Origin of the sequence: Micromonospora endophytica (assembly GCF_003236305.1) — a bacterium.
Taxonomy (GTDB): domain Bacteria; phylum Actinomycetota; class Actinomycetes; order Mycobacteriales; family Micromonosporaceae; genus Micromonospora; species Micromonospora endophytica.
The window spans coordinates 1-18,721 of sequence record NZ_POTX01000110.1; the positions used below are offsets into that span (position 1 = coordinate 1).

General features: G+C 70.1%; 22 protein-coding genes. 8 read left to right on the forward strand and 14 right to left on the reverse strand.

All coding sequences use genetic code 11. The features are described 5' to 3' along the window. Positions 1 to 13 precede the first annotated feature (13 nt). A complete protein-coding gene (locus tag C1I93_RS16900) occupies positions 14 to 2,248 on the reverse strand; it encodes an MMPL family transporter (protein ID WP_111244257.1) in 2,235 nt (744 codons plus the stop codon). Between the two features lie 168 nt (positions 2,249 to 2,416). Next, positions 2,417 to 3,283 (reverse strand): SDR family NAD(P)-dependent oxidoreductase, encoded by an 867-nt coding sequence (locus tag C1I93_RS16905; protein WP_181445206.1) that lies wholly within the window; start codon positions 3,281 to 3,283, stop codon positions 2,417 to 2,419. A gap of 57 nt (positions 3,284 to 3,340) precedes the next feature. Between C1I93_RS16905 and C1I93_RS16910 the strand changes: the two genes are divergently transcribed. Together C1I93_RS16910 and C1I93_RS32515 are read left to right on the forward strand one after the other, a co-directional pair. Further along, entirely contained in the window at positions 3,341 to 3,805 is a 465-nt protein-coding gene (locus tag C1I93_RS16910) for a MarR family winged helix-turn-helix transcriptional regulator (RefSeq protein ID WP_212808495.1), read from the forward strand. A 350-nt stretch (positions 3,806 to 4,155) separates the two neighbouring features. Further along, positions 4,156 to 4,632 carry a hypothetical protein gene (locus C1I93_RS32515; RefSeq protein WP_258378300.1) on the forward strand — a complete coding sequence of 159 codons (477 nt, stop codon included), beginning with the start codon at positions 4,156 to 4,158 and terminating at the stop codon, positions 4,630 to 4,632. On the opposite strand, the gene C1I93_RS16925 is transcribed toward C1I93_RS32515, so the two are convergent. Continuing rightward, a complete protein-coding gene (locus tag C1I93_RS16925) occupies positions 4,573 to 4,812 on the reverse strand; it encodes a winged helix-turn-helix domain-containing protein (protein ID WP_111244258.1) in 240 nt (79 codons plus the stop codon). The two genes, C1I93_RS32515 and C1I93_RS16925, sit on opposite strands and share 60 nt — an antisense overlap. Positions 4,813 to 4,995: 183 nt before the next feature. Between C1I93_RS16925 and C1I93_RS31645 the strand changes: the two genes are divergently transcribed. Continuing rightward, a complete protein-coding gene (locus tag C1I93_RS31645) occupies positions 4,996 to 5,166 on the forward strand; it encodes a hypothetical protein (RefSeq protein WP_181445207.1) in 171 nt (56 codons plus the stop codon). Next, a complete protein-coding gene (locus tag C1I93_RS16930; protein WP_111244259.1) occupies positions 5,150 to 6,340 on the forward strand; it encodes a helix-turn-helix domain-containing protein in 1,191 nt (396 codons plus the stop codon). Before C1I93_RS31645 ends, C1I93_RS16930 begins: the two co-directional genes overlap by 17 nt. A 78-nt stretch (positions 6,341 to 6,418) precedes the next feature. On the opposite strand, the gene C1I93_RS16935 is transcribed toward C1I93_RS16930, so the two are convergent. Further along, on the reverse strand, positions 6,419 to 6,988 hold the full coding sequence (locus tag C1I93_RS16935) for a TetR/AcrR family transcriptional regulator (protein ID WP_111244260.1): 570 nt from the start codon (positions 6,986 to 6,988) through the stop codon (positions 6,419 to 6,421). Positions 6,989 to 7,091: 103 nt separating this feature from the next. Between C1I93_RS16935 and C1I93_RS16940 the strand changes: the two genes are divergently transcribed. Both C1I93_RS16940 and C1I93_RS16945 read left to right on the forward strand, forming a co-directional pair. Further along, a complete protein-coding gene (locus C1I93_RS16940) occupies positions 7,092 to 8,000 on the forward strand; it encodes an alpha/beta hydrolase family protein (RefSeq protein WP_111244261.1) in 909 nt (302 codons plus the stop codon). Between the two features lie 227 nt (positions 8,001 to 8,227). Next, a complete protein-coding gene (locus C1I93_RS16945; RefSeq protein ID WP_111244262.1) occupies positions 8,228 to 8,731 on the forward strand; it encodes a hypothetical protein in 504 nt (167 codons plus the stop codon). A 234-nt stretch (positions 8,732 to 8,965) separates the two neighbouring features. On the opposite strand, the gene C1I93_RS16950 is transcribed toward C1I93_RS16945, so the two are convergent. Continuing rightward, the gene (locus C1I93_RS16950; protein WP_181445208.1) at positions 8,966 to 9,481 is read right to left on the reverse strand and encodes a hypothetical protein; all 516 of its coding nucleotides are present in this window, start codon (positions 9,479 to 9,481) and stop codon (positions 8,966 to 8,968) included. 29 nt (positions 9,482 to 9,510) lie between these two features. Further along, a complete protein-coding gene (locus C1I93_RS16955) occupies positions 9,511 to 9,891 on the reverse strand; it encodes a winged helix-turn-helix transcriptional regulator (protein ID WP_111244263.1) in 381 nt (126 codons plus the stop codon). A gap of 104 nt (positions 9,892 to 9,995) precedes the next feature. Here C1I93_RS16955 and C1I93_RS16960 point away from each other — a divergent pair, with 104 nt between their 5' ends. Continuing rightward, complete coding sequence (locus tag C1I93_RS16960; protein WP_111244264.1) at positions 9,996 to 10,391, forward strand: VOC family protein; 396 nt, start codon at positions 9,996 to 9,998, stop codon at positions 10,389 to 10,391. Here C1I93_RS16960 and C1I93_RS16965 read toward each other — a convergent pair. The 8 genes from C1I93_RS16965 to C1I93_RS17000 form a co-directional block, all read right to left on the reverse strand. Next, the gene (locus tag C1I93_RS16965) at positions 10,381 to 11,754 is read right to left on the reverse strand and encodes an LLM class flavin-dependent oxidoreductase (RefSeq protein WP_111244265.1); all 1,374 of its coding nucleotides are present in this window, start codon (positions 11,752 to 11,754) and stop codon (positions 10,381 to 10,383) included. The genes C1I93_RS16960 and C1I93_RS16965 overlap by 11 nt on opposite strands. Further along, positions 11,751 to 12,350 carry a nucleoside/nucleotide kinase family protein gene (locus C1I93_RS16970; protein WP_111244266.1) on the reverse strand — a complete coding sequence of 200 codons (600 nt, stop codon included), beginning with the start codon at positions 12,348 to 12,350 and terminating at the stop codon, positions 11,751 to 11,753. Before C1I93_RS16970 ends, C1I93_RS16965 begins: the two co-directional genes overlap by 4 nt. Continuing rightward, positions 12,347 to 13,690, reverse strand: a complete 1,344-nt coding sequence (locus C1I93_RS16975; RefSeq protein ID WP_111244267.1) for a TIGR03618 family F420-dependent PPOX class oxidoreductase — start codon at positions 13,688 to 13,690, stop codon at positions 12,347 to 12,349. The genes C1I93_RS16970 and C1I93_RS16975 overlap by 4 nt, the downstream gene beginning before the upstream one ends. Then, on the reverse strand, positions 13,687 to 14,622 hold the full coding sequence (locus C1I93_RS16980; protein ID WP_111244268.1) for an ABC transporter substrate-binding protein: 936 nt from the start codon (positions 14,620 to 14,622) through the stop codon (positions 13,687 to 13,689). Before C1I93_RS16980 ends, C1I93_RS16975 begins: the two co-directional genes overlap by 4 nt. Then, entirely contained in the window at positions 14,619 to 15,386 is a 768-nt protein-coding gene (locus tag C1I93_RS16985) for an ABC transporter ATP-binding protein (protein WP_111244269.1), read from the reverse strand. Before C1I93_RS16985 ends, C1I93_RS16980 begins: the two co-directional genes overlap by 4 nt. Continuing rightward, positions 15,379 to 16,149, reverse strand: coding sequence for an ABC transporter permease (locus C1I93_RS16990; protein WP_111244270.1), 771 nt, complete (start codon positions 16,147 to 16,149; stop codon positions 15,379 to 15,381). Before C1I93_RS16990 ends, C1I93_RS16985 begins: the two co-directional genes overlap by 8 nt. Then, positions 16,146 to 17,165 carry an ABC transporter substrate-binding protein gene (locus C1I93_RS16995; protein WP_111244271.1) on the reverse strand — a complete coding sequence of 340 codons (1,020 nt, stop codon included), beginning with the start codon at positions 17,163 to 17,165 and terminating at the stop codon, positions 16,146 to 16,148. The genes C1I93_RS16990 and C1I93_RS16995 overlap by 4 nt, the downstream gene beginning before the upstream one ends. 428 nt (positions 17,166 to 17,593) lie before the next feature. Continuing rightward, positions 17,594 to 17,860 (reverse strand): helix-turn-helix domain-containing protein, encoded by a 267-nt coding sequence (locus C1I93_RS17000; RefSeq protein ID WP_111244272.1) that lies wholly within the window; start codon positions 17,858 to 17,860, stop codon positions 17,594 to 17,596. Positions 17,861 to 17,936: 76 nt separating this feature from the next. Between C1I93_RS17000 and map the strand changes: the two genes are divergently transcribed. Further along, positions 17,937 to 18,721: type I methionyl aminopeptidase (gene map, locus C1I93_RS17005; protein WP_111244273.1), on the forward strand; the 785-nt coding region annotated here is incomplete at its 3' end.

The window sequence follows — 18,721 nt, forward strand, 5'->3', positions numbered from 1 at the left end:
GCCGGGGCTGGGCCTACCCGACGGGCGCGGGCGCCGTCGGCTCCTGGTCGTTCTGCGCGGGGATGCGGGTCTGGCGTTCGCGTTCGGCCAGTATCCGGCGAAGCTTCTCACCCTCCACGTCGACGTTGGGCAGGCGGCGGTCGAGCCAGCGGGGAAGTGCCCAGGCCCGTGCGCCGAGCAGGGCCATCACCGCGGGGACGAGGGTCATGCGGATGACGAAGGCGTCGAAGAGGACCGCGGTGGCAAGGCCCATGCCGATGGATTTCACCAGCGCGATGTCGTCGAGGAGGAACCCGGCGAACACCGAGATCATGATGATGGCTGCGGCGGTGACCACGCGGGCGCCGTGGCGGAACCCGGTGACGATCGCTTCGGTGGGGCCGGCACCGTGGACGTACGCCTCGCGCATCCCGGAGACGAGGAACACCTCGTAGTCCATGGCCAGGCCGAAGACTACGCCGATCAGCAGGATGGGCAGCAGGCTGACGATGGGTGCGGTCTCGTCGACGCCGAAGATGTCCTTGAGCCAACCCCACTGGAACACGGCGACCAGCACGCCGAGGGTGGCTACGACGCTGAGCAGGAAACCGGTCGCGGCCTTGATCGGGATCAGGACCGAGCGGAACACGAGCAGCAGCAGGACTAGCGCGAGGCCGACGACGATGGCCAGGTAGGGCACCATCGCCTCGCCGAGTTTGGCGGAGACGTCGATGTTGAGCGCGGTCGTGCCGGTCACCATCACCCGCGTGCCGCTGTCCTTCTCCACCGCGCCGCTGCGGTCGCGGATGTCGGCGACCAGGTCGACGGTCTCCTGGCTGGTGGGCGGGCTGCTCGGCACCACGGTGATCAGGGCGACGTCACCGGCCTCGTTGAAGACCGGGGGCCGTACGGTGGCGACGTTGTCGAGGCCCTCCAGCAGGGCGGAGGTGTCCGTCGCCGCGGCCTTTGCGTCGTTGCTGTCCCGCGCGTCGACGACGATGGTCAGCGGGCCGCTGAAGCCCGGTCCGAAACCCTTGCTGAGCGTGTCGTAGGCCACGCGCTGAGTGCTGCCGGGAGCGGCCATGCTGTCGTCGGGCAGGGCCAGCTGCAGCGACAGCGCCGGGATGGCCAGCACACCCAGGCCGACAACCGACGCCAGCAGCATCTTCCAGGGATGGCGGGTGACGAAGCGACCCCAGCGAACGCCCATCGTGACGCGCCGGCCGTGCTGCTCGGCCCGCACACGGCGCGTGGTGAGGCGGCCGTTGGCCACACGGGTATTGGTGAAGCCCAACGTGGCCGGCAGGAGGGTGAGCGCGACCAGCACGGCGACGGTGATGGCGAAGGCTGCGGCCAAACCCATGGTGGTGAGCATCGCGATGCCGATGACGCTCAGACCGGCCAGCGCGATGACGACGGTCAGGCCGGCGAAGACCACCGCGGAACCCGCGGTCCCCAGGGCACGCCCGGCTGCTTCCTCGGGAGCATGCCCCTCATGCAGCTCTGTCCGGTAGCGGGAGACGATGAACAGGGCGTAGTCGATGGCCACCGCCAGACCCAGCATGAGTGCCAGCGTCTGCGCGTTGGAGGCCATATCGACGAACGACGAGGCGACGGTGATGGCACACAGGGCGATGCCGACGCCGACGATCGCGGATACCAGGGGCAGTCCGGCCGCGACCAGCGAACCGAAGGTGATGACTAGGACGAAAGCGGCGACCAGCAGGCCGATCAGTTCGGTCGCGTTGCTCTGCTCCTCCTCCAGTACTGCGTTGCCGCCGAGGCTGATCTTCAGGTTTGCCTTCTCGCCCTTGTCCGCCACCTGGTGCAGGGCGTCCGACGCGGCGGGAGTGATGTCGGCCTGCGGGACGGCGTAGGTCACCTGGGCGTAGGCGATGCTGCCCGAGGAGCTGACCAGGCCGGCGGTGAAGGGGTCGGTGACGTTCGCCACCTGCGGCGCCTTGCGCAGGTCGGCGACCAGGGACTCCACCTCCTGCTTGTACGCTGCGGACGTCAGCTTCTGCCCGTCCGGAGCCTCGATGACCACACGGGCCGTGGCACCGGCGGCCGAGACCTGCGGGAACTCCTTCTCCAGCAGGTCGATGGCCTGCTGCGACTGGGTACCGGGAAGCGTGAAGTCGTCCGTCGTACTGCCCGACACGTTGCTGACGCCGATGACCGCGGCGACGAGCACCGCGATCCACGCCAGCAGCACCAGCCGACGCCGCCGGAAGGCGAGCCGGCCGATCCGGTAGAGAAAGGTGGCCACGAAAATACTCCTATCGGGAGGAAATTATGTGTGAGGGCGAGCCCGACAGGCTCCGCCCATGAACGTAGGAGCCGGGTGCGGCCGAAAAGAGCTACTGGAGGACGAATCCGCGCCCGGGGCAGTACCCCGGTACCGGGCGGTGTCCTCCTTGAGACGGGCTTCCGGGTCTCAGTCGGCCGGGTGGGCGGCGAGAAGCGCCGCGGTCGCGTCCCACAGCTCCCGCTGCACGCGCGGGTCCCGGCCGGGCTCGGGGCACTGCAGGGGACGGGCGTCGCGGGCGGAGAAGTAGCCGCCGGTGGTGCCCGCGAGCGCCGGGTCGGTGGCGAGCCGCACGATGATGCCGGCGCCCTTGCGGGGATCCCCGATCTTCAGCATGTTCAGCGCCCGCTGCAGGACGGCGGAGCCGGGCAGGTCCCGGCCCAGGCCGGTGGCATTGAAGCCGGGGTCGCAGCAGTTCACAGTGATTTTGTCCGCATCCAGGCGACGGGCCAGCTCCTGCGTCCACATGATCGTCATCAGCTTGGTGCGCCCGTACAGGGACATCGATTCCCGGCGGGTATAGGGCTCGGTGCGCCGCAGGTCCTTGGCCGGGTCGATCGTTTTGGCCTGCCGGGCCGCTTCGGAGGCGACGTTGACGATCCGGGCCGGTGCCGAGGCGCCGAGCTTCGACGTCAGCGCCTCGGTCAGGACGAACGGGCCGAGGTAGTTCACCGCCGTCATGTCCGCGAGGCCCTCGGTGTTGATGCGCTGCGCGAAGGCATGGAGGCCGGCGTTGTTGACCAGGACGTCCAGGCGCGGGTAGCGCGCGGCGATCTCCTCGCCCGCGCGGCGGGCGTCGGAGAGCAAGCCCAGGTCGGCGTAGAAGACATCGACGGGCTTGTCGGTCACCGCCTTCAGGTCGGTGATGAGGGCTTGCGCCTTGCTGTGGGAGCGGGCCACGGTGCCGATGCGGTAGCCCTGGCGGGCCAGCTCGAAGGCGGCGATGCGGCCCAGTCCGGAGGTGGCTCCGGTGATCACGGCGACGGGCGAATCCATCCCACAACCCCTTTCATGAGGTACCTCACGATTATATTGTGCGAGGATACCCGAACCATGGAGCAGCACGAAGCAACAGCGGCGGGCAGCGTCCCGGAGCAGGTGGGACTGTCCTTCCTTACCCTCGCGTACACCCTGCGCGAACAGGTCGACCAGTACATGCTGGCGACCGCCGGCCTGTCCCTGTCCCGCACCAAGGTCCTTCAGGCGCTGGCAAGCTGCGGCGCGCTCCACCAAGCGCAACTGGCCGCCTCCCTTGGCCAAGCACCGCGCTCCGTCACCCAGATTGTGGAGGGCCTGGAGCGCCTCGGCATGGTCGCCCGAACCGGCGACCCCGAGGACCGCCGCCGCAAGACCGTCTCCATCACTCACGCCGGCCGCACGGTACTAAGGGCCGCGGAAGAAGCGGGCATACACGCACTTCGCCAGCGCTTCGGCCGGCTCGAACCACAACAGCTGGCCACCCTTGACACGCTCCTCGCGCACCTGGACATCGCCCTCACTGGCGGCAAGGCCGGCTGACGCGCACGGAAGAGCTCGCCTGGAGGAGGCGGTGTGGCAGGCGGATCCGCCCCAGTGGGTCAACCAATAGACCTGTAGGAAAACTGGGCCTTGTGCTGTGGTGATTGCTACCAAGCATTCAAGCAGCTACCTCGGCACCAGTAAGGCGACCACGACGCTTTGGTTGCCCGACGGCATCTGCCTTGATGAGCGAACGCTGCAAAGGTTCGGGGGTGCGACCCCCGCTTCCTCGGCCAGCCGATCTCCTGCTGGTCCCCGGCCAAGCTGCGCAATTACCTGATCGATGCCGGGTACGTGGCGGCGATCAGCGTCGAGACGATCCGGCGGATCCTGCACGAAAGCGGGGTGTCGTGGCAGGCCACCAGACCTGGAAGGCCAGCACCGACCCCGACTTCACCGCGAAGATGCGCCGGCTCCTGGACCTCTACGGCACCCTGCCCGCCGACGGCAGGGTGCTGTGCCTGGACGAGTTCGGGCCGCTGAACCTGCAACCCCGCTTCGGCCGAGCCTGGCGTCCGCAGGGCCAACCAGGTCGACCTGGTCTTCCTGCCCACGTACGCGTCGTGGTTGAGCTGGATCGAGGCCGAGTTCGCCGCCGTGCGGTACTTCGCCCTCACGGCACCGACCACCGCACGAACGCCGAGCAGGACGCCGCGATCGGCGCCTACATCCGATGGCGCAACCAACGCGCGAAGCCGAAGACCTCAATCGCCACCGGCTCCAAGATCCACCATCCGGATTACCCGTTCAAGCTGCATGACGAGGCACTAGTCCGCGACGAAGACGCCGACGCCGGGCAGCGTTTCGGTCATGCCCTTGATCCGTAGCACCTGCATGGCCCGGTCGATGACCGGCTCGGTGACGCCGTAGTGCTCGATCAACTCGCGGCGGCTGGGCAGCTTCGAGCCGGGCGGAAACTCGCCGGACGAGATGCGTTCGGCCAGGTCGTCGGCAATCTGTTCGTAGCGGTAACGCGGTGGCACGGTCTTCCCCTCGGTTGGCAACACGAGTAGACCACCTACGTCAGCCCTTGACTACCCAACGCTACCTATGGGAGTTGCCGGAGAGGTCGATCCCCTCGGTTGGCGCTGTTGGGCCGTCCTCGCTGGCGTGGATGTTCGGTGCACTCCCGTGATCGGGCATCCACGCCTTTGCTTCGAGAAGCATGAGCGAACTCGACGGAGGTGGGGATGCCAGGTCAGGGCGACGAGCCAGTCAGCAGAGGTGAGCGGATTCAGGCGGCGGAGCGGGAGGCGGCCAAACGGCGGTTGCTGGCGCAGGCCGCGGCGGAGCGGGTGCCGGTGGAGGAGACGACGCGGGCGGTGCCGGATCGGCGGTGGCGGCGTGACCGGCCGGAGTGAGGTGCCGATCGGGCGGCGGGTGGCGCAGTGGCGGGTACGGCGGCGGTTGACGCAGCAGGGCCTGGCCGACCGGTTGGGGAAGTCGAAAAGTTGGGTCGACAAGGTGGAGCGGGGTGTCCGCCGACTCGACAAGTTTTCCACGATCCAGGATATTGCCGAGGTGCTGCGGGTCGACCCGGCCATGCTGCTCGGCCAGCAGTCGCCGGCGGCTGGTGGTGGCGTACCCGATGGGCTTGACGGGGTGCGGGCGGCGCTGGCGCGGTACGGGGTGTTCCAGGCGCCGATGCGTCCGGTGCCGGAGGCGGATCTGCGCCGACAGGTGGGGCACGCCTGGCTGAGTTTCCAGCATGGGCAGTATGCGCAGGTGGTGCGGGTGCTGCCCGGGTTGCTGGCGGCCGTGCAGGTGTCGTCCGGGTCGGAGCACGGGGAGTCGTCGGTGCAGGCGTACCGGGTCGCCTCGTCGGTGTTGGTGAAGCTGGGGGATGCCGACCTCGGCTGGCTGACCGCCGACCGGGCGGTGGCGGCGGCGGGTCAGGATGCGGTGTTGGCGGGTACGGCGGCGATCGTGCTCGGGCAGTTGTTGCGGCTCGCCGGTCGGCAGCGGCTGGCGTTGGCGGCCACCGTCGCCGCCGCGCAGCGGCTGGTCACGCCACCGCACCGTGCGACGCCGGGGCGGCGGGCGCAGGAGTTGGCGGTGGGTGGGACGCTGCTGCTCCAGGCCGCCCGGGCCGCCGCGAGCGGCGGCGAGCCCGAGCAGGCCGAGGCGCTGCTCCACCGGGCCGCCAGCCTCGTGGACCAGGTCGCGGCCGCAGCAGACCCGCAGCGTACGAGTTTTGGGGCGACCGCCGTGGAGTTGACCCGGGTGGTGGTGGCCGTCGAGCGGGGTGACCTGGGAGAAGCGGTCGGTCGGCACGAGTTGGTGATCCGGCGGGACGGGTGGCGTCGGCTGCCCGCCGAGTATCGGGGCGCCTATCTGGTGGACGCCGCGCGGGCGTACCTGCTCGCCGGTGACCTGGCCGGGGCGGGACGGATGTTGGTCGCGGCCGATGGTGTCGCGCCGGCCGAGGTCCGGGCGCGGCCGTCGACTCGTACCCTGCTGGCTGAGCTTGCCCGAGGACGGCCCGAACCGCCGGGCGTGGCCCGCCTGACCACCCTCGTCGGCCTCACCCGCTGACCTGGCTTCTGATCGTTGACGGTTCGGCGGCCTTTGCCTCGGCGTGTCGAGTCGCTCCGACGTCAACGATCATGAGGCTTACCGGGTGCTGCGGCAGCCGATGAGTAGGCGGGCCACCATGTCCTGCGCGTGGGCCCGCTGGTAACCCGGGCCGAGGATGCAGAGATTCCCCACGGCGCGCATGAGGGTGTGCGCGGTCACGCTGGGGTCGATCTCGCCGGCGGCGACGCCTGCGGCGATCAATGACGCGCATGCCGGGACGAGTTTGTCGAGCATCAGCGTATGCAGTGTGAGCAGGCTCGGGTCCTCCGACTGTAGGGCGACGCCGAGTCCGTGCTTGGTGACCAGGAACTCCACGAAGGCCGCGATCCAGCGGGTCAGCGCCGCGCTGGGCGGGATGCTCTCCCGTTGCAGCGCCGATGCCAGCGCCACGCACTCCTCGATCTGGTGGCGGTACACCGCGGTGACCAGCTCGGCGCGGTTCGGGAAGTGGCGGTAGACCGTGCCGAGGCCCACCCCGGCCCGGCCGGCGATGTCGCGGATGGGCGCCTGCACCCCCTGCTCCACGAACACCGCCGCGGCAGCGGCGAGAAGTGCCTCCCGGTTGCGGCGTACGCCTGCCTCACGTGCCCCAGGCGACTCGGTCACAGTCCCTCCCCTTGTCGGCGGAACACTGTTCCGCTAACTTTGACGGAACAGTGTTCCGCCTAATTGTGGCAGACGCCCTCCCCAGCGCAGAGGAAGCAGCATCATGCACCTGCACCAGCTAGCCCAGCAGATCATGGCGATCAAGCCCGTCCCCGTGCCCACCACCGGGCGTGACGTCGACCTGGCGGTCAAGGTCACCGCCCCGGTGTCCGGCCACGACCTCCCAGTGCTCGTGTTCTCGCACGGCAACGCCTGGTCCATGGACGGGTACGAGCCGCTCGTCGACCGGTGGGCCGCCGCCGGCTTCGTCGTCGTCCAGCCGACCCACCTCGACTCCCGCCGTCACGGCCTCGGGTTCAACGACCCGCGGTTCGGCACCATCTGGCGAGTGCGAATCGCTGACCTGCACGCCGTCCTGGACCACCTCGACGACATCCTCACCCAGGCGGGCCTTGCCGGCCGCGTCGACCGGGAGCGCGTCGCCGCCGTCGGGCACTCCTGGGGCGGTCAGAGCGTCGGCACCCTCCTCGGTGCCCGCGTGCTCGACGCCGACGGCACGCCAGGCGAGGACTTCTCCCATCCCTTGGTCAAGGCCGGGGCGCTGCTCGCCGCGGCCGGCACCGGCGACTCGCTCACCCCGTTCGCCGTGGAGCATCTGCCGTTCATGCGGCCGGACTTCGCCACGATGACCACGCCGGCCCTCGTCGTCACGGGCGGCAAGGACCAGTCGGCGATGTCCACCCGTGGGCCGGACTGGTTCACCGACGCCTACCACCTCAGCCCCACGCCCAAGAGCCTGCTCACCATCACCGACGGTGAACACACCCTCGGTGGGGTCGCCGGCGAAAAGGTCGCCGAGACCACCGACGAGGATCCCGCCCGGGTGGCCCTGGTCGCCGACGCGGTCTCCGCCTACCTCCTCGACACCTTCGACCTCGACGGCACGGCCTGGAAAGCTTTCACCGAAAACGCCTCGGCCAGTGACGGCGCCTACCACGTCGAGCACAAGTAAGCCGTGGTGCCCAGCGGGCCTCAGCGCACCCGCTCCGGCCCGGACCAGCACCTGCGTACGCGATGCTTCCGCTCATCGGCAGGTCCGGTCGCCGTCGGTCGATCACGAACTGCATGGTGAGTTGAACCGGACGCGATCCGGCACCGTGGGACACGTGTCACCGCCTACTTCGGAGTGCTGCCATGTCAACGAACCCCGTAGGTCCAGCCCTGGTCCATCCTCTCGTCGTGAACGACCATGCCCTGCGGGAGCTCAAGTGGCAGCTCGACGAGGCGCTCAACCGCGAGTGGTACCGCGCGAACCAGGCTGGGCACGCCAACCGGGACTACCGCCAGAGAGATCTCATCAAGTCCCAGAGCGACATGATCAAGGACTGGAAGCCGGCCGCCGACGCAGGCGGGGCCTGGCGTGGGTACGGGAGGAGAAAGGGCTACCAGCCGCCGCCCCGCGACGTCGAGAAGGCGAATCTGCTGATGCAGATGCTCGCCGACAACCCGCAGCTCGATCGCGCGCTGGCACAGAGCAGTTTCGTGCGCGACGTCGTCGGGAAAGCTCAGGCTGCGGAGGAGCAGAGGGCTCGGGACGAGGCATTGGCTCGTTCGTGGAACCCGTTCGCGAAGGCGGCTCATGCGCTGTCCGTGAGGTTCGGGAGTTTTACGCCGCGTCAGCCGTCAACCGCACCGGGCATGCCCCTCACCGCCGCGACGACCCGCAAACGCCGTACGAGGTGACGTCCTCCCAACTCGTCACACCCAGCAGGTGACGGTAGGTGAGCCCCAGAAGCCGCCGTGATCGACCCCGGCTCTCCCGTTGATCATGCAGTTATGGTGCCTGAGTTGTCAGCTTTCACCCGTTCTATGGGGCACCACAACTGCATGATCGCGCGGTCTGGCCTGTCGGTGACGGCGGCGAACGAGCGTGATCATGAACCCCGGATCGGCCGTGACCGCACAGAAGCGACGCCGTCAGCGGCCCGTGCGTTTCCAGGCGCGGTAGAACTCCCTGTAGGGGAGCGTTGCACCTGTGCCCGTGGGCGAGATCTGTTTGCCGATCGTCCGTGCGCCGATCCACATGCCGGCGACCATCGGGACACCCGGCACCGACTCGGTCACCGAAGCCACCCCGTTGACCAATTCGTGTTCGATCGGGGAGAGCGCGACCCTGCGTAGGCCGAGCCGTTCCAGCAGTTGACGTTTTGCCCCGTTGATGTCCCGGGCGAGGCGGAGGTAGTCCTCGTCGGTAACACATCGGGCCACGGCGGCCCGGAGATCGGCGGCCTTGTTGCGGTACTCGGCGACGCGGGTGACGACCAGATCGATCCACTCACGTTCGCCGAGCCGGCCCGTCTCAGCGGCCTGCCAGAGCCGGCCGCCGAGCAGCGGTAGTTCGAGTTCCAGCAGTTGTACGCGATGGGTGTCGCTGTCGTCCACCGCCATGGCCAGCGACTGGTGAATGCCGCGGATGGCCACCCCTGCCGCCACCTGCCGAACGGCAGAAAGAGAGGGAGGGTTCATGCCTGCTCGAACCGGCGGCGTGAGGTCAGGACCTCGTCCAGGTGTTGGCGGCTCCACCGGCAGAAGCCATTGATCGTGTGGTGCAGTTCTCGGCCGGCGGGGGTGAGCCGGTACTCGGTGCGTGGCGGCACGGTGGGATGCAGCGTGCGCTCGACCACGCCGTTGCGCTCCAACTGGCGCAGGGTCGCGGTGAGCAGCCGGTGGCTGATGCCGGCGACCTGCCGGTGTAGTTCCCCGAAGCGGCGGGTGTCGGTGCCGATGGCTTCGATGACTGGCAGCGCCCACTTGGTGCCGACCACGTCGAACACCTCGCGGGCCACCTGGTGCACCCGCGCCACCTCCGCTGCCGTCGGCGTGCCGGGAAACGGCTCGTCCACGTGCCGTTCCTCCTCAACGGGTACTTCCCAAAAGGTGCGTACTTACCTTATCCGCGGCCAGCGCCGTACGGTCGGGTCGGCAATCGCAACGTATCGGAGTGATTATGACGATCTTGAAGACGTACGCCCGGCTCTGGGTGGATGACCTCGACGCCTCGCTGCCGTCGCTGCGGACCCTGGTCGGCGCGGAGCCGGATCTGCGGTTCGCGTTCGACGCCATCGAGTTGGCCGCGATCGGCGACTTCCTGGTGATCGCTGGCCCGGCGGAGGAACGGGCCCGGTACGGGCACGCCTCCGCCACCGTGATCGTCGACGATCTGGACGCCGTCGTGGCCGGGCTGACCGCTGCGGGCGGCGAGATCACCACACCGGAGGCGACCAGCCCGACCGGCCGCTACCTGTACGCCAGGCATGCTGGTGGGGCAGAGGTCGAGTACGTCGAGTGGGTGCCGGAGCTGGTCGAGCGGATCATCGGTGCCCTGGCGGGCGTCAAGGGGTGAAGCGGTACGCGGCTGCCGGGTGGTCGTCACGGACCCGGGTCACGCCGGGGCCGTAGAAGTGTTCCCGCAGCGTGTTGCCCTCGTACTCGCGGCGCATCCGGCCACGGCGTTGCAGTTCGGGGACGACCAGGTCGACGAAGTCCCGGAAGGTGACCGGCGGGACCGGGTCGGCGAGGTTGAACCCGTCCAGGTCGGCCTCGTCCATCCAGCGTTCCAGTTCGTCGGCGACGGTGGTGGGGCTGCCCACGAAGAGCGGGCCACCGCCGCCGACGCCGACGAACTCGGCGATCGCGCGGGGCGTCCAGGTGCGGCTCGGGTCCAACGTGGTGAACAACTCGACCATGCCCCGGATGCCGTCGGTCTCCACATATTCCAGTGGTTTGTCCAGGTCGAGGGCGGACAGGTCGATGTGCATCAGGGCACTCCAGCGGGCCAACGCGCCCTCGACGCTGGCGTACGACTGGTAGTCGGCGAGTTTCGCCTGCGCCTGCGCGTCGGTCTCGGCGACGATCACCGTGGCGATGGCGAAGAACTTCACCGAGGCGGGGTCCCGGCCGGCGGCGACGGCCTGCTCGCGTACCCCGTTCACCAGGGTTCGCGCCATCGACGGCAGGTAGGCGGAGAGGAACACCCCTTCGGCGTGCCGGCCGGCGAAGCCCCGCCCGGCCGTCGAGGTTCCCGCCTGATACAACACCGGGGTACGCAGGACGCCCGGCTCGAAGAGCGCGATGTCCGGCACCCGGTAGTGCGCGCCCTCGTGCCGGACCGGACGGACCTTCGTCGGGTCGACGAAGACGCCGGTCGCCGGGTCCCGGAGCACCGCGTCGTCGGCCCAGCTCGACTCCCACAGCTGGTAGACGACCTGCATGAACTCCTCGGCCACCCGGTACCGCTCGTCGTGCGGCAACTGGGTCCGCAGGCCCAGGTTGCGGGCGGCGCTGTCCAGGGCGGAGGTGACGATGTTCCAGCCGATCCGCCCGCCGGTCAGATGGTCCAGGGTGGCCATCTTCCGGGCGAAGGTGTACGGCTGCTCGTAGGTGCTGGAGACGGTGGCGGCGAAACCGAGGTGCCGGGTGGCGGCGGCCATCGCGCTGATCGCCAGCAGCGGATCGTCGGTGGGCGTCTGGATGCCGTCGCGCAACGCCGCGTCGACCCGCCCCTGGTAGACGTCGAGCGGGCCGAGCGCGTCGGCGATGAACAGCGCGTCGAAACGGCCCCGTTCCAGCAGTTGCGCGGTCTGCACCCAGTAGTCGAGGTCCCGGTAGCGGTGCGCCTGGCTGTCCGGGTGCCGCCACAGTCCGATCGCGGTGTGCCCCACAGTGGACTGACGCAGCCCGTTGAGTCGGATGAGTCGCTCGGTCATCTGTCCGGTGTCCCCGTCGAGTTGTCGATGATCAGGTCCGCCCGGCCCGGTAGGTCCTCGGCGGTGTGGAATTCGGTCTCCTGGGCGGCCCAGCGGGCCCAGTGCGGGGCGTAGGTGTCGCCGTCACGGGCCAGCGCCCGGGCCCGGCGCAGCGCGGTGGGCGCCTCGACCCAGACGATGCCGCTGAGGTACGGCGCCGCGTCCCGGGCCCCGCTGCCCACCCCCTCGACGACCAGCCAGCCCCGGTCGGGCAGCGGCTGCCACGGCCCGTAGCGGCTGGCGGCCCAGTCCCACTTCCGCCACCGAGCCGCCGCCAGCTGGGCCTGCTCTGGCCGGGCCGGCGGCTGGGTGCGCGGCGACCGGGCCAGTGGTTCCAGCACCCAGGCGCGCAGCGCCTCGGCGCCGGCGCGCAGCCCGTCCCAACCGGGGTAGAGGTCGTCCATCCGCAGCAGCGTCGCGTCGAGCTGGTCGGCGACCGCGTCGGCGAGGCTGCTCTTGCCCGCCCCGGACCGGCCCTCGATCGCCAACACCCGGGTACGTCCGGCCCGGGGCGGCCGGTCGCGGGCCCAGTCGGCGACCCGGTCGGCGGCGGTCACCGGTGTGCCCGTACCCGGTCCGGGGTGATTCGCAGGACCACCCGGTCGGCCTCCTCGGCCGGCGAGCCGACGAGATGCTCGGCACCGGTGTAGCGCCGGGCCAGCTCGTTGATCAGGGCGTGGGCGTCCTCGTCGGTGACTGCCGCCCGGCCCCGGATCTCGGTGTAGCGGGTGGGGCGCTGCCGGTCGTAGACGAGCACGGTGACCCGGGGGTCGCGCCGGATGTTGCGGACCTTGCGGCGGCCCGCCTTGGTCGCCATCAGCAGGTGGTCGCCGTCCCGGCCGACCCACATCACCGACAGCTGCGCCTGGCCGTCCGGCTCGGTGGTGGACAGGACCGCGAACTCCGGCCGGTCCAGCAGCTCCCGGGTGTCGGGGTCGAGCCGGGCGGTCGGCTCGTCGCCCCGGGTCAGCGGCAGGTCCGGCGCGGCCGACCACTGTTCGAGCGAACCGTCGTAGACGGCGACGTCGGTTCGACCCACCGTGGCCAGGGCGAGCGCGAGCAGGGTGGCGGAGATCCCGCCACCGCAGTAGAGCCAGATCGGCCGGGTCGACTCCGGCAGGTCGCCGAGCGCGGCGCGCAGCGCAGGTGGAGGCAGCAGCCGGCCGTCGGTGTCGAGCAGCGTACGGGCGGGCAGGTTGGCGCTGCCCGGGATGTGGCCCCGGCGGGCGTAGCGGGTCGGCACGTCACCCCGGTACGCCGGGGGATTCAGCGCGCAGACCACTGTGGCGTCCTGCTCGCCGGCAAGCCAGCGGGCCACCTCGTCCCGGTCGATCCAGCGACCGGGACGTACCTGCGGCGTCAGCGTCGCCGCACCGGACCCGGCCCGAACCGTGCGGCCCGCGCCCCGGTCCGCCGAGTCGGGCTGATCAGTCGGGTCGGGCTGATCCGTTGGGCTTTCGGACCGATCAGGGGCAATGGTGGCCACGGGCAGGCCGGCGGCGCGCCAGGCGGTCAGGCCGCCGTCCAGGACGGTGGTGGGCACACCTATCCAGTCCAGCAGCCACCACAGCCGGGCCGCCCAGATTCCGTCGGCCCGGTCGTAGACGACCACCTCGACTCCGTCGACCACACCCAGGTCGGCGAGGGAAGACGCCAGCACCGCCGGGCTCGGCCGGGTGAAGTGGTACGGCGACGCCGGGTCGCTGAGTGTGGTGAGCAGGTCGGCGTGCCGGGCGCCGGGAATGTGTTCCGCCGCCCAACCCGGATAGCCGGAACCGGCCCGGTGGTCGCCGTCGAAGGTTGGCGTGGCCAGCTCGACGGTGGCGTCCAGCACGACCAGGCCGGGGGAGTGCAGGCGTACCGCAAGGTCGGTCGGGGTGGTCAGCGGACCGGTCATCGCGGCACCGCCGTGGGGCCGGCGGGCGTCGCGTCCACCGACCGGCAGGCGCTACGCCAGTCGAAGCCGCCGGGCAGGATGCCGTTGGCCGCGAGCCAGTCGGTGTAGGGCTGCATCAGCTCGGTCCGGATCGTGCCCCACTGGCCCTGATGCCACCAGGTCGGGGCGATCAGCTCCAGCGAGCGCGCCAGCAGCGGCCGGGGGAAGTACGGGATGACCCGGTCCAGCACCGCCAGGGCGCGTTCCGGATCGTCGGTCGCCGCCCGGTAGCCGCGCGCGGTGACGTCGAGGAAGGTGGCCAGCACCCGGTCCGAGCCGGAGAGCGCCGGGCCGATGCCGAGCAGATAGCTGTGGTACGGCGGCGCGCCGATCTCGTCGACCGGCCAGACGATCCGGTGCTCGCCGGGTAGGTCCGCCATCAGCGCGTCCCAGGCCCAGTAGCCGCCGAAGGTCGCGTCCACCTGGCCGGCGGCGATGTCGTCCACGCTGAGTTCGCGGTAGCCGGTGTCGACCAGTTCGACCTGGTCCGGGTCGCCGCCGTCGGCGGCGACCAGGTGCCGCACCATGGCGACTCCGCGTGGGGTCGGGTTCAGCGCGAGCCGCCGCCCGGCGAGGTCCCGGGGGCGGGTGATGCCGCGACCGGCCACGGTCTGGATGGTCTCCATCCCCCGATGGTTGATCGCGGCGACGGCCTGTAGCGGCTGGCCGGCGGCGCGGCGCACCAGCAACCGGTTGGTCGGGAAGATGCCCAGGTGCACCTCGCCCCGATGCAGGTACTCCAGGGTGTCGCCGCGCAGCGAGTCGTAGACGGTCAGTTCCACGTCGAGTCCCGCCTCCTGATACCAGCCGGCGTGGCTGGCCAGGTAGAGCCCGGCGGCGTTGGTCCACGGGTGGAAGTACTCCAGCATCACACGCAGATGGGTGAGGGTCATGATGTCTCGTTTCGGAGCAGGTCGGTCAGCCGTCGCCGGATGCGTACGAACTCGGGGTCGTCGACGACCTCGTCGCGGCGGGGTCGGGGGAAGGGCACCTCGACTCGTTCGGCCACGGTGGCCGGGCGGCGGGTCAGCACGTAGACGGTGTCGGAGAGCAGCAGCGCCTCCTCGATGCTGTGGGTGACGAACAGGATCGATCGCCGCTCGGCCTCCCACAAATCCAGCAGCCAGCGGTGCATCTCGGTGCGCAGCATCGCGTCCAACGCGCTGAACGGCTCGTCCAGGCAGATCAGGTCGTGGTCGCAGATGAGGGCCCGCAGGAAGGCCGCCCGCTGCTGCATGCCACCGGACAACTCGTGTGGGTACGACCGGGCGAACCGGCCCAGGCCGACCCGGTCGAGCCACTGCCGGGCCAGTTCCCGGGAGGCGCGCCGGGGCGCACCGGCGATGTCCCGGGCGAGCACCACGTTCTCCTCAATGGTGCGCCACGGCAACAGCGCCGGCTGCTGTGGCATGTAGCCGACCAGCCCCCGACGGCCGGCGACCGGTTCCCCGGCCAGTGCGATGGTGCCGGACTCGGCGGTGACCAGGCCACCGATCAGATGGAAGAGCGTGCTCTTCCCACTGCCGGAGGGACCGACGATGGAGACGAACTCGCCCCGCTGGACGCGCAACGTGACGCCGGCCAGCACCTGGAGGTCGCCGTAGCGGTGGGTCAGGTCGGTGATGTCGAGCACCGGATCGGCGGCCTGCTCAGCCATTGTCACGTCTCCCTACCGCGTGCCGGCCGACGGTGATCCGTTCCAGCAGCACCACGAGCCCGAAGATGAGCAGCGCCAGCGCCACCACGATGGCGATGGCGACGAAGAGCCGGTCGGCCCGGAACGCCGACTTCTGCACGATCATGTAACGGCCGATGCCCTGGTCACCGCCGATCCACTCGGAGATGACGGCGCCGAACACGCTGTACGTGGCCGCGATCTTCAATCCGGAGAACATGGCTGGCAGCGCGCTGGGCCACTGGAACGTGGTGAAGAGCTGCCGGCGGTTGGCGCCGCTCATCAGCAGATAGTCGGCGATCACCGGATCGCCGCGGCGCAGCCCGTCGAGGGTGGCCACCGCGACCGGGAAGAAGCAGACCAGCACGATCACCACGAGCTTCGGCGCGATGCCGAAACCCAGCCAGACCACCAGCAGCGGCGCGATGGCGATGATCGGGATGTTCTGACTGACCACCAGCAGCGGATAGACCGCGGCCCGCAGCACCGGCACCAGGTGCAGGGCCACGGCGACCAGCAGACCGATGGCCGCGCCCGCGGTGAACCCGAGCAGGGTGAGCCGGGCGGTGGCCGCCACCTGCTCACCGAGCACGGTGCGTTGCTCGCTGGCGGCGGCGAACACATCCCGTGGGCTCGGCAACAACCATGATTCGATGCCGGAGATCGTGGTGTAGAGCTGCCAGGCGGCGATGAGCGCCACCACCGTCACGGCTGGTGGCGCCCATCGTCGGAGTGCGTCGGTCATGAGCCTGCGGGCAGGAAGTCGTTGGTGTACGCCTTCGTCGCGTCCACCTCGACGGTCAGCACCTTCTGCTCGTAGAGCCAGGTGGCGAAGTTGGTCCAGACCTCGGCCTTCTGCTCGCCCCAGCGCGGGGCGTCGTCCTGGTAGCGCGGGCTGAGCCACTCCTGGCTGCGCTTGACCAGTTCCGCGTCGAGGTCGGGCGCCGCGGCGAGGAGGATGTCCGCGGACTCCGCCGGGTTCTTCGCCGCGTACGTGTAACCCTCGGCAGCTCCGGCGGTGAACGCCCGCACCAGGTCGGGATCGTTGGCGATCCGGGTCTCGTTGGTGATCAGGATCGGGGTGTAGAAGTCCAGCGCCGGGTGGTAGTCCCGGACGTACTGGATGTTCACCGGCTCGCCGCGCAGTTCGGCCTCCACCCCGGTCCAGCCGTAGAAGATCCACTCGAAGTCGACCCCCTTCTTGGTGGCCGCGAAGAAGTCGGCGTCGCCGACATTCACCGTCTTGACCTTGCTGGGGTCGCCACCGTCGGCCGCCACGATGGTCCGCAGCAGTGGCTCCTCGATCGGGCCGCCGAACCCGCCGTACGTCTTGCCGACGTACTGCGCCGGCCGGGTCAGGTTCCGGTCCGTGGGCGAGGCGAAGCCGGAGGTGTTGTGCTGGACGATCGCGGCGATGGAGACCAGCGGGGCGTCCTGGGCCCGCGCCTGGGTCAGCGCCTCCTGGTATCCGATGCCGAACGGGATCCGGTCCGCGGCGACCAGCGAGGAGGCATCGGCGTCACCGGGCTGGACGATCTCCACCTCCAGGCCCTGCGCGGCGAAGAAGCCCTTCTGCTGGGCCACGTAGAGACCGGTGTGGTTGGTGTTCGGGGTCCAGTCCAGCGCGACCTGGACCTTACGCAGGCCACCGGTCGAGGGACTGCTGTCGCCGGTGGCGTCGGTGGCGCAGCCGGCGGCGGCGAGGAGGGCGGCGGTGGTCGCCACGGCGAGCAGCCGGCGGCGGAGCGGAACAGCGAGCATGGTCGTCTCCAGGAAGGTACGCAGGTTGCGTGAGCATGATCAGCAGGATCGACAGCGGCGGCACCGTCATCGATGACGCGGGGTGAAAGCGGCCGACTCCGGGGGTGGCGGTCGTCGGCTAGGGGGAGTCCGTCAGTCGTTCGGACAACGGTGCCGTCAGACACGACACAGCGCGCTGGCGACGTCGCCGTGATCGACGTAGGCGCGACTGGTCAGGGGTGCGGCGGTGGGGCTCACACGAGGGACCGTACGGTCACGACAAGCCCCTGACCAGGGACAGTGGCTAGGATTACATATCTAACCAATAGAGAATGTGGGGTTCAGGGGCGATTCGGCGGGTCAGTCTGCTCTGGTTGCCCCGCTCGACTCCACCGCCAGGTCCTGAGCGGGCGGTGGCGACGCCGCGGGTGGGGAGGCTGTCGGCCCTGCTACGACGCCTGTCGGACCGGCATGTCGGCCAGCCAGACGCCGGCCAGCTCGCTGAGCGGGACGTCGAGGGCCTGGCTGAGGCAGACCACGGTGCCGAACGCCGGCGCGGGCAGGCGGCCGCCCTCGATCTTGCGCAGCGTCTCGGGGGAGATGCCGGCTGCCAGCGCCACCTCGACGAGGCTGCGGCCCGCCCGCGCGGTCCGCAGGGCGGCTCCGAGGCGCTGACCTGCGGCGATCTGTTCGGCGGTGAGTGGTTGGCGAACCATGTCCAGCAGGATAGCCCGCAGGGGTCAGCCGATCTGGCGTGGTATAAAAATACCGCTTACGGAGAGGGAGACTGTCGTGATCGAACTCAAGTCCGCCGAGGAGATCGGCCGGATGGCGGTGACCGGCCAGTTCGTCGGCGAACTGCTCGCCGAGTTGAGCGAGGTGGCTGCGGTCGGCGTCAACCTGATGGACATCGAACACCACGCCCGCCGCCGGATCGCCGAACGCGGCGCCGAATCCTGCTACTGGGACTACGCCCCGTCGTTCGGCCGTGGTCCGTTCCGTAACGTGCTGTGCCTGTCGGTGAACGACGCGGTGCTGCACGGACTGCCGCACGACTACGTGCTGCGCGACGGTGACCTGCTCAGCATCGACATGGCGGTCGGCATCGACGGCTGGGTCGCCGACTCCGCGCTCTCTGTCGTCGTCGGCACCCCCGACCCGGCCGACCTGAGGCTGATCGAGGCCACCGAGGTCGCCCTGGAGGCCGCCATCACCGCCGCTGCGCCCGGCGGTCGGCTCGGTGACGTCTCCGCCGCGATCGCCGAGGTCGCCGAGTCGTACGGCTACGGCGTCAACGGCGAGTTCGGCGGCCACGGCATCGGTCGCACCATGCACGAGGCGCCGCACGTCGCCAACAAGGGCCGGGCCCATCGCGGCCTGCGACTCGTCCCCGGCCTCACCATCGCCATCGAACCCTGGTTCTGCCGCTCCACCGACAAGATCAGGTACGACAAGGACGGCTGGACGATCCGCTCCGCCGACGGCTCCCGCACCGCCCACTCCGAACACACGGTCGCCATCACCGCCACGGGCCCGCAGGTCCTGACCCGCCGCCCCACCGACGGCGCCGACCCGGC

What these genes read in the sequence shown, in the direction of transcription:
- C1I93_RS16965 (WP_111244265.1), bottom strand. Translation starts at nt 11,754, where the DNA reads ATGACCGAGCGACTCATCCGACTCAACGGGCTGCGTCAGTCCACTGTG.
- C1I93_RS16940 (WP_111244261.1), top strand. Translation starts at nt 7,092, where the DNA reads ATGCACCTGCACCAGCTAGCCCAGCAGATCATGGCGATCAAGCCCGTC.
- C1I93_RS16980 (WP_111244268.1), bottom strand. Translation starts at nt 14,622, where the DNA reads ATGACCCTCACCCATCTGCGTGTGATGCTGGAGTACTTCCACCCGTGG.
- C1I93_RS16995 (WP_111244271.1), bottom strand. Translation starts at nt 17,165, where the DNA reads ATGCTCGCTGTTCCGCTCCGCCGCCGGCTGCTCGCCGTGGCGACCACC.
- C1I93_RS16960 (WP_111244264.1), top strand. Translation starts at nt 9,996, where the DNA reads ATGACGATCTTGAAGACGTACGCCCGGCTCTGGGTGGATGACCTCGAC.
- C1I93_RS16975 (WP_111244267.1), bottom strand. Translation starts at nt 13,690, where the DNA reads ATGACCGGTCCGCTGACCACCCCGACCGACCTTGCGGTACGCCTGCAC.
- C1I93_RS16990 (WP_111244270.1), bottom strand. Translation starts at nt 16,149, where the DNA reads ATGACCGACGCACTCCGACGATGGGCGCCACCAGCCGTGACGGTGGTG.
- C1I93_RS16905 (WP_181445206.1), bottom strand. Translation starts at nt 3,283, where the DNA reads ATGGATTCGCCCGTCGCCGTGATCACCGGAGCCACCTCCGGACTGGGC.
- C1I93_RS16910 (WP_212808495.1), top strand. Translation starts at nt 3,341, where the DNA reads ATGGAGCAGCACGAAGCAACAGCGGCGGGCAGCGTCCCGGAGCAGGTG.
- C1I93_RS16985 (WP_111244269.1), bottom strand. Translation starts at nt 15,386, where the DNA reads ATGGCTGAGCAGGCCGCCGATCCGGTGCTCGACATCACCGACCTGACC.
- C1I93_RS17000 (WP_111244272.1), bottom strand. Translation starts at nt 17,860, where the DNA reads ATGGTTCGCCAACCACTCACCGCCGAACAGATCGCCGCAGGTCAGCGC.
- C1I93_RS31645 (WP_181445207.1), top strand. Translation starts at nt 4,996, where the DNA reads ATGCCAGGTCAGGGCGACGAGCCAGTCAGCAGAGGTGAGCGGATTCAG.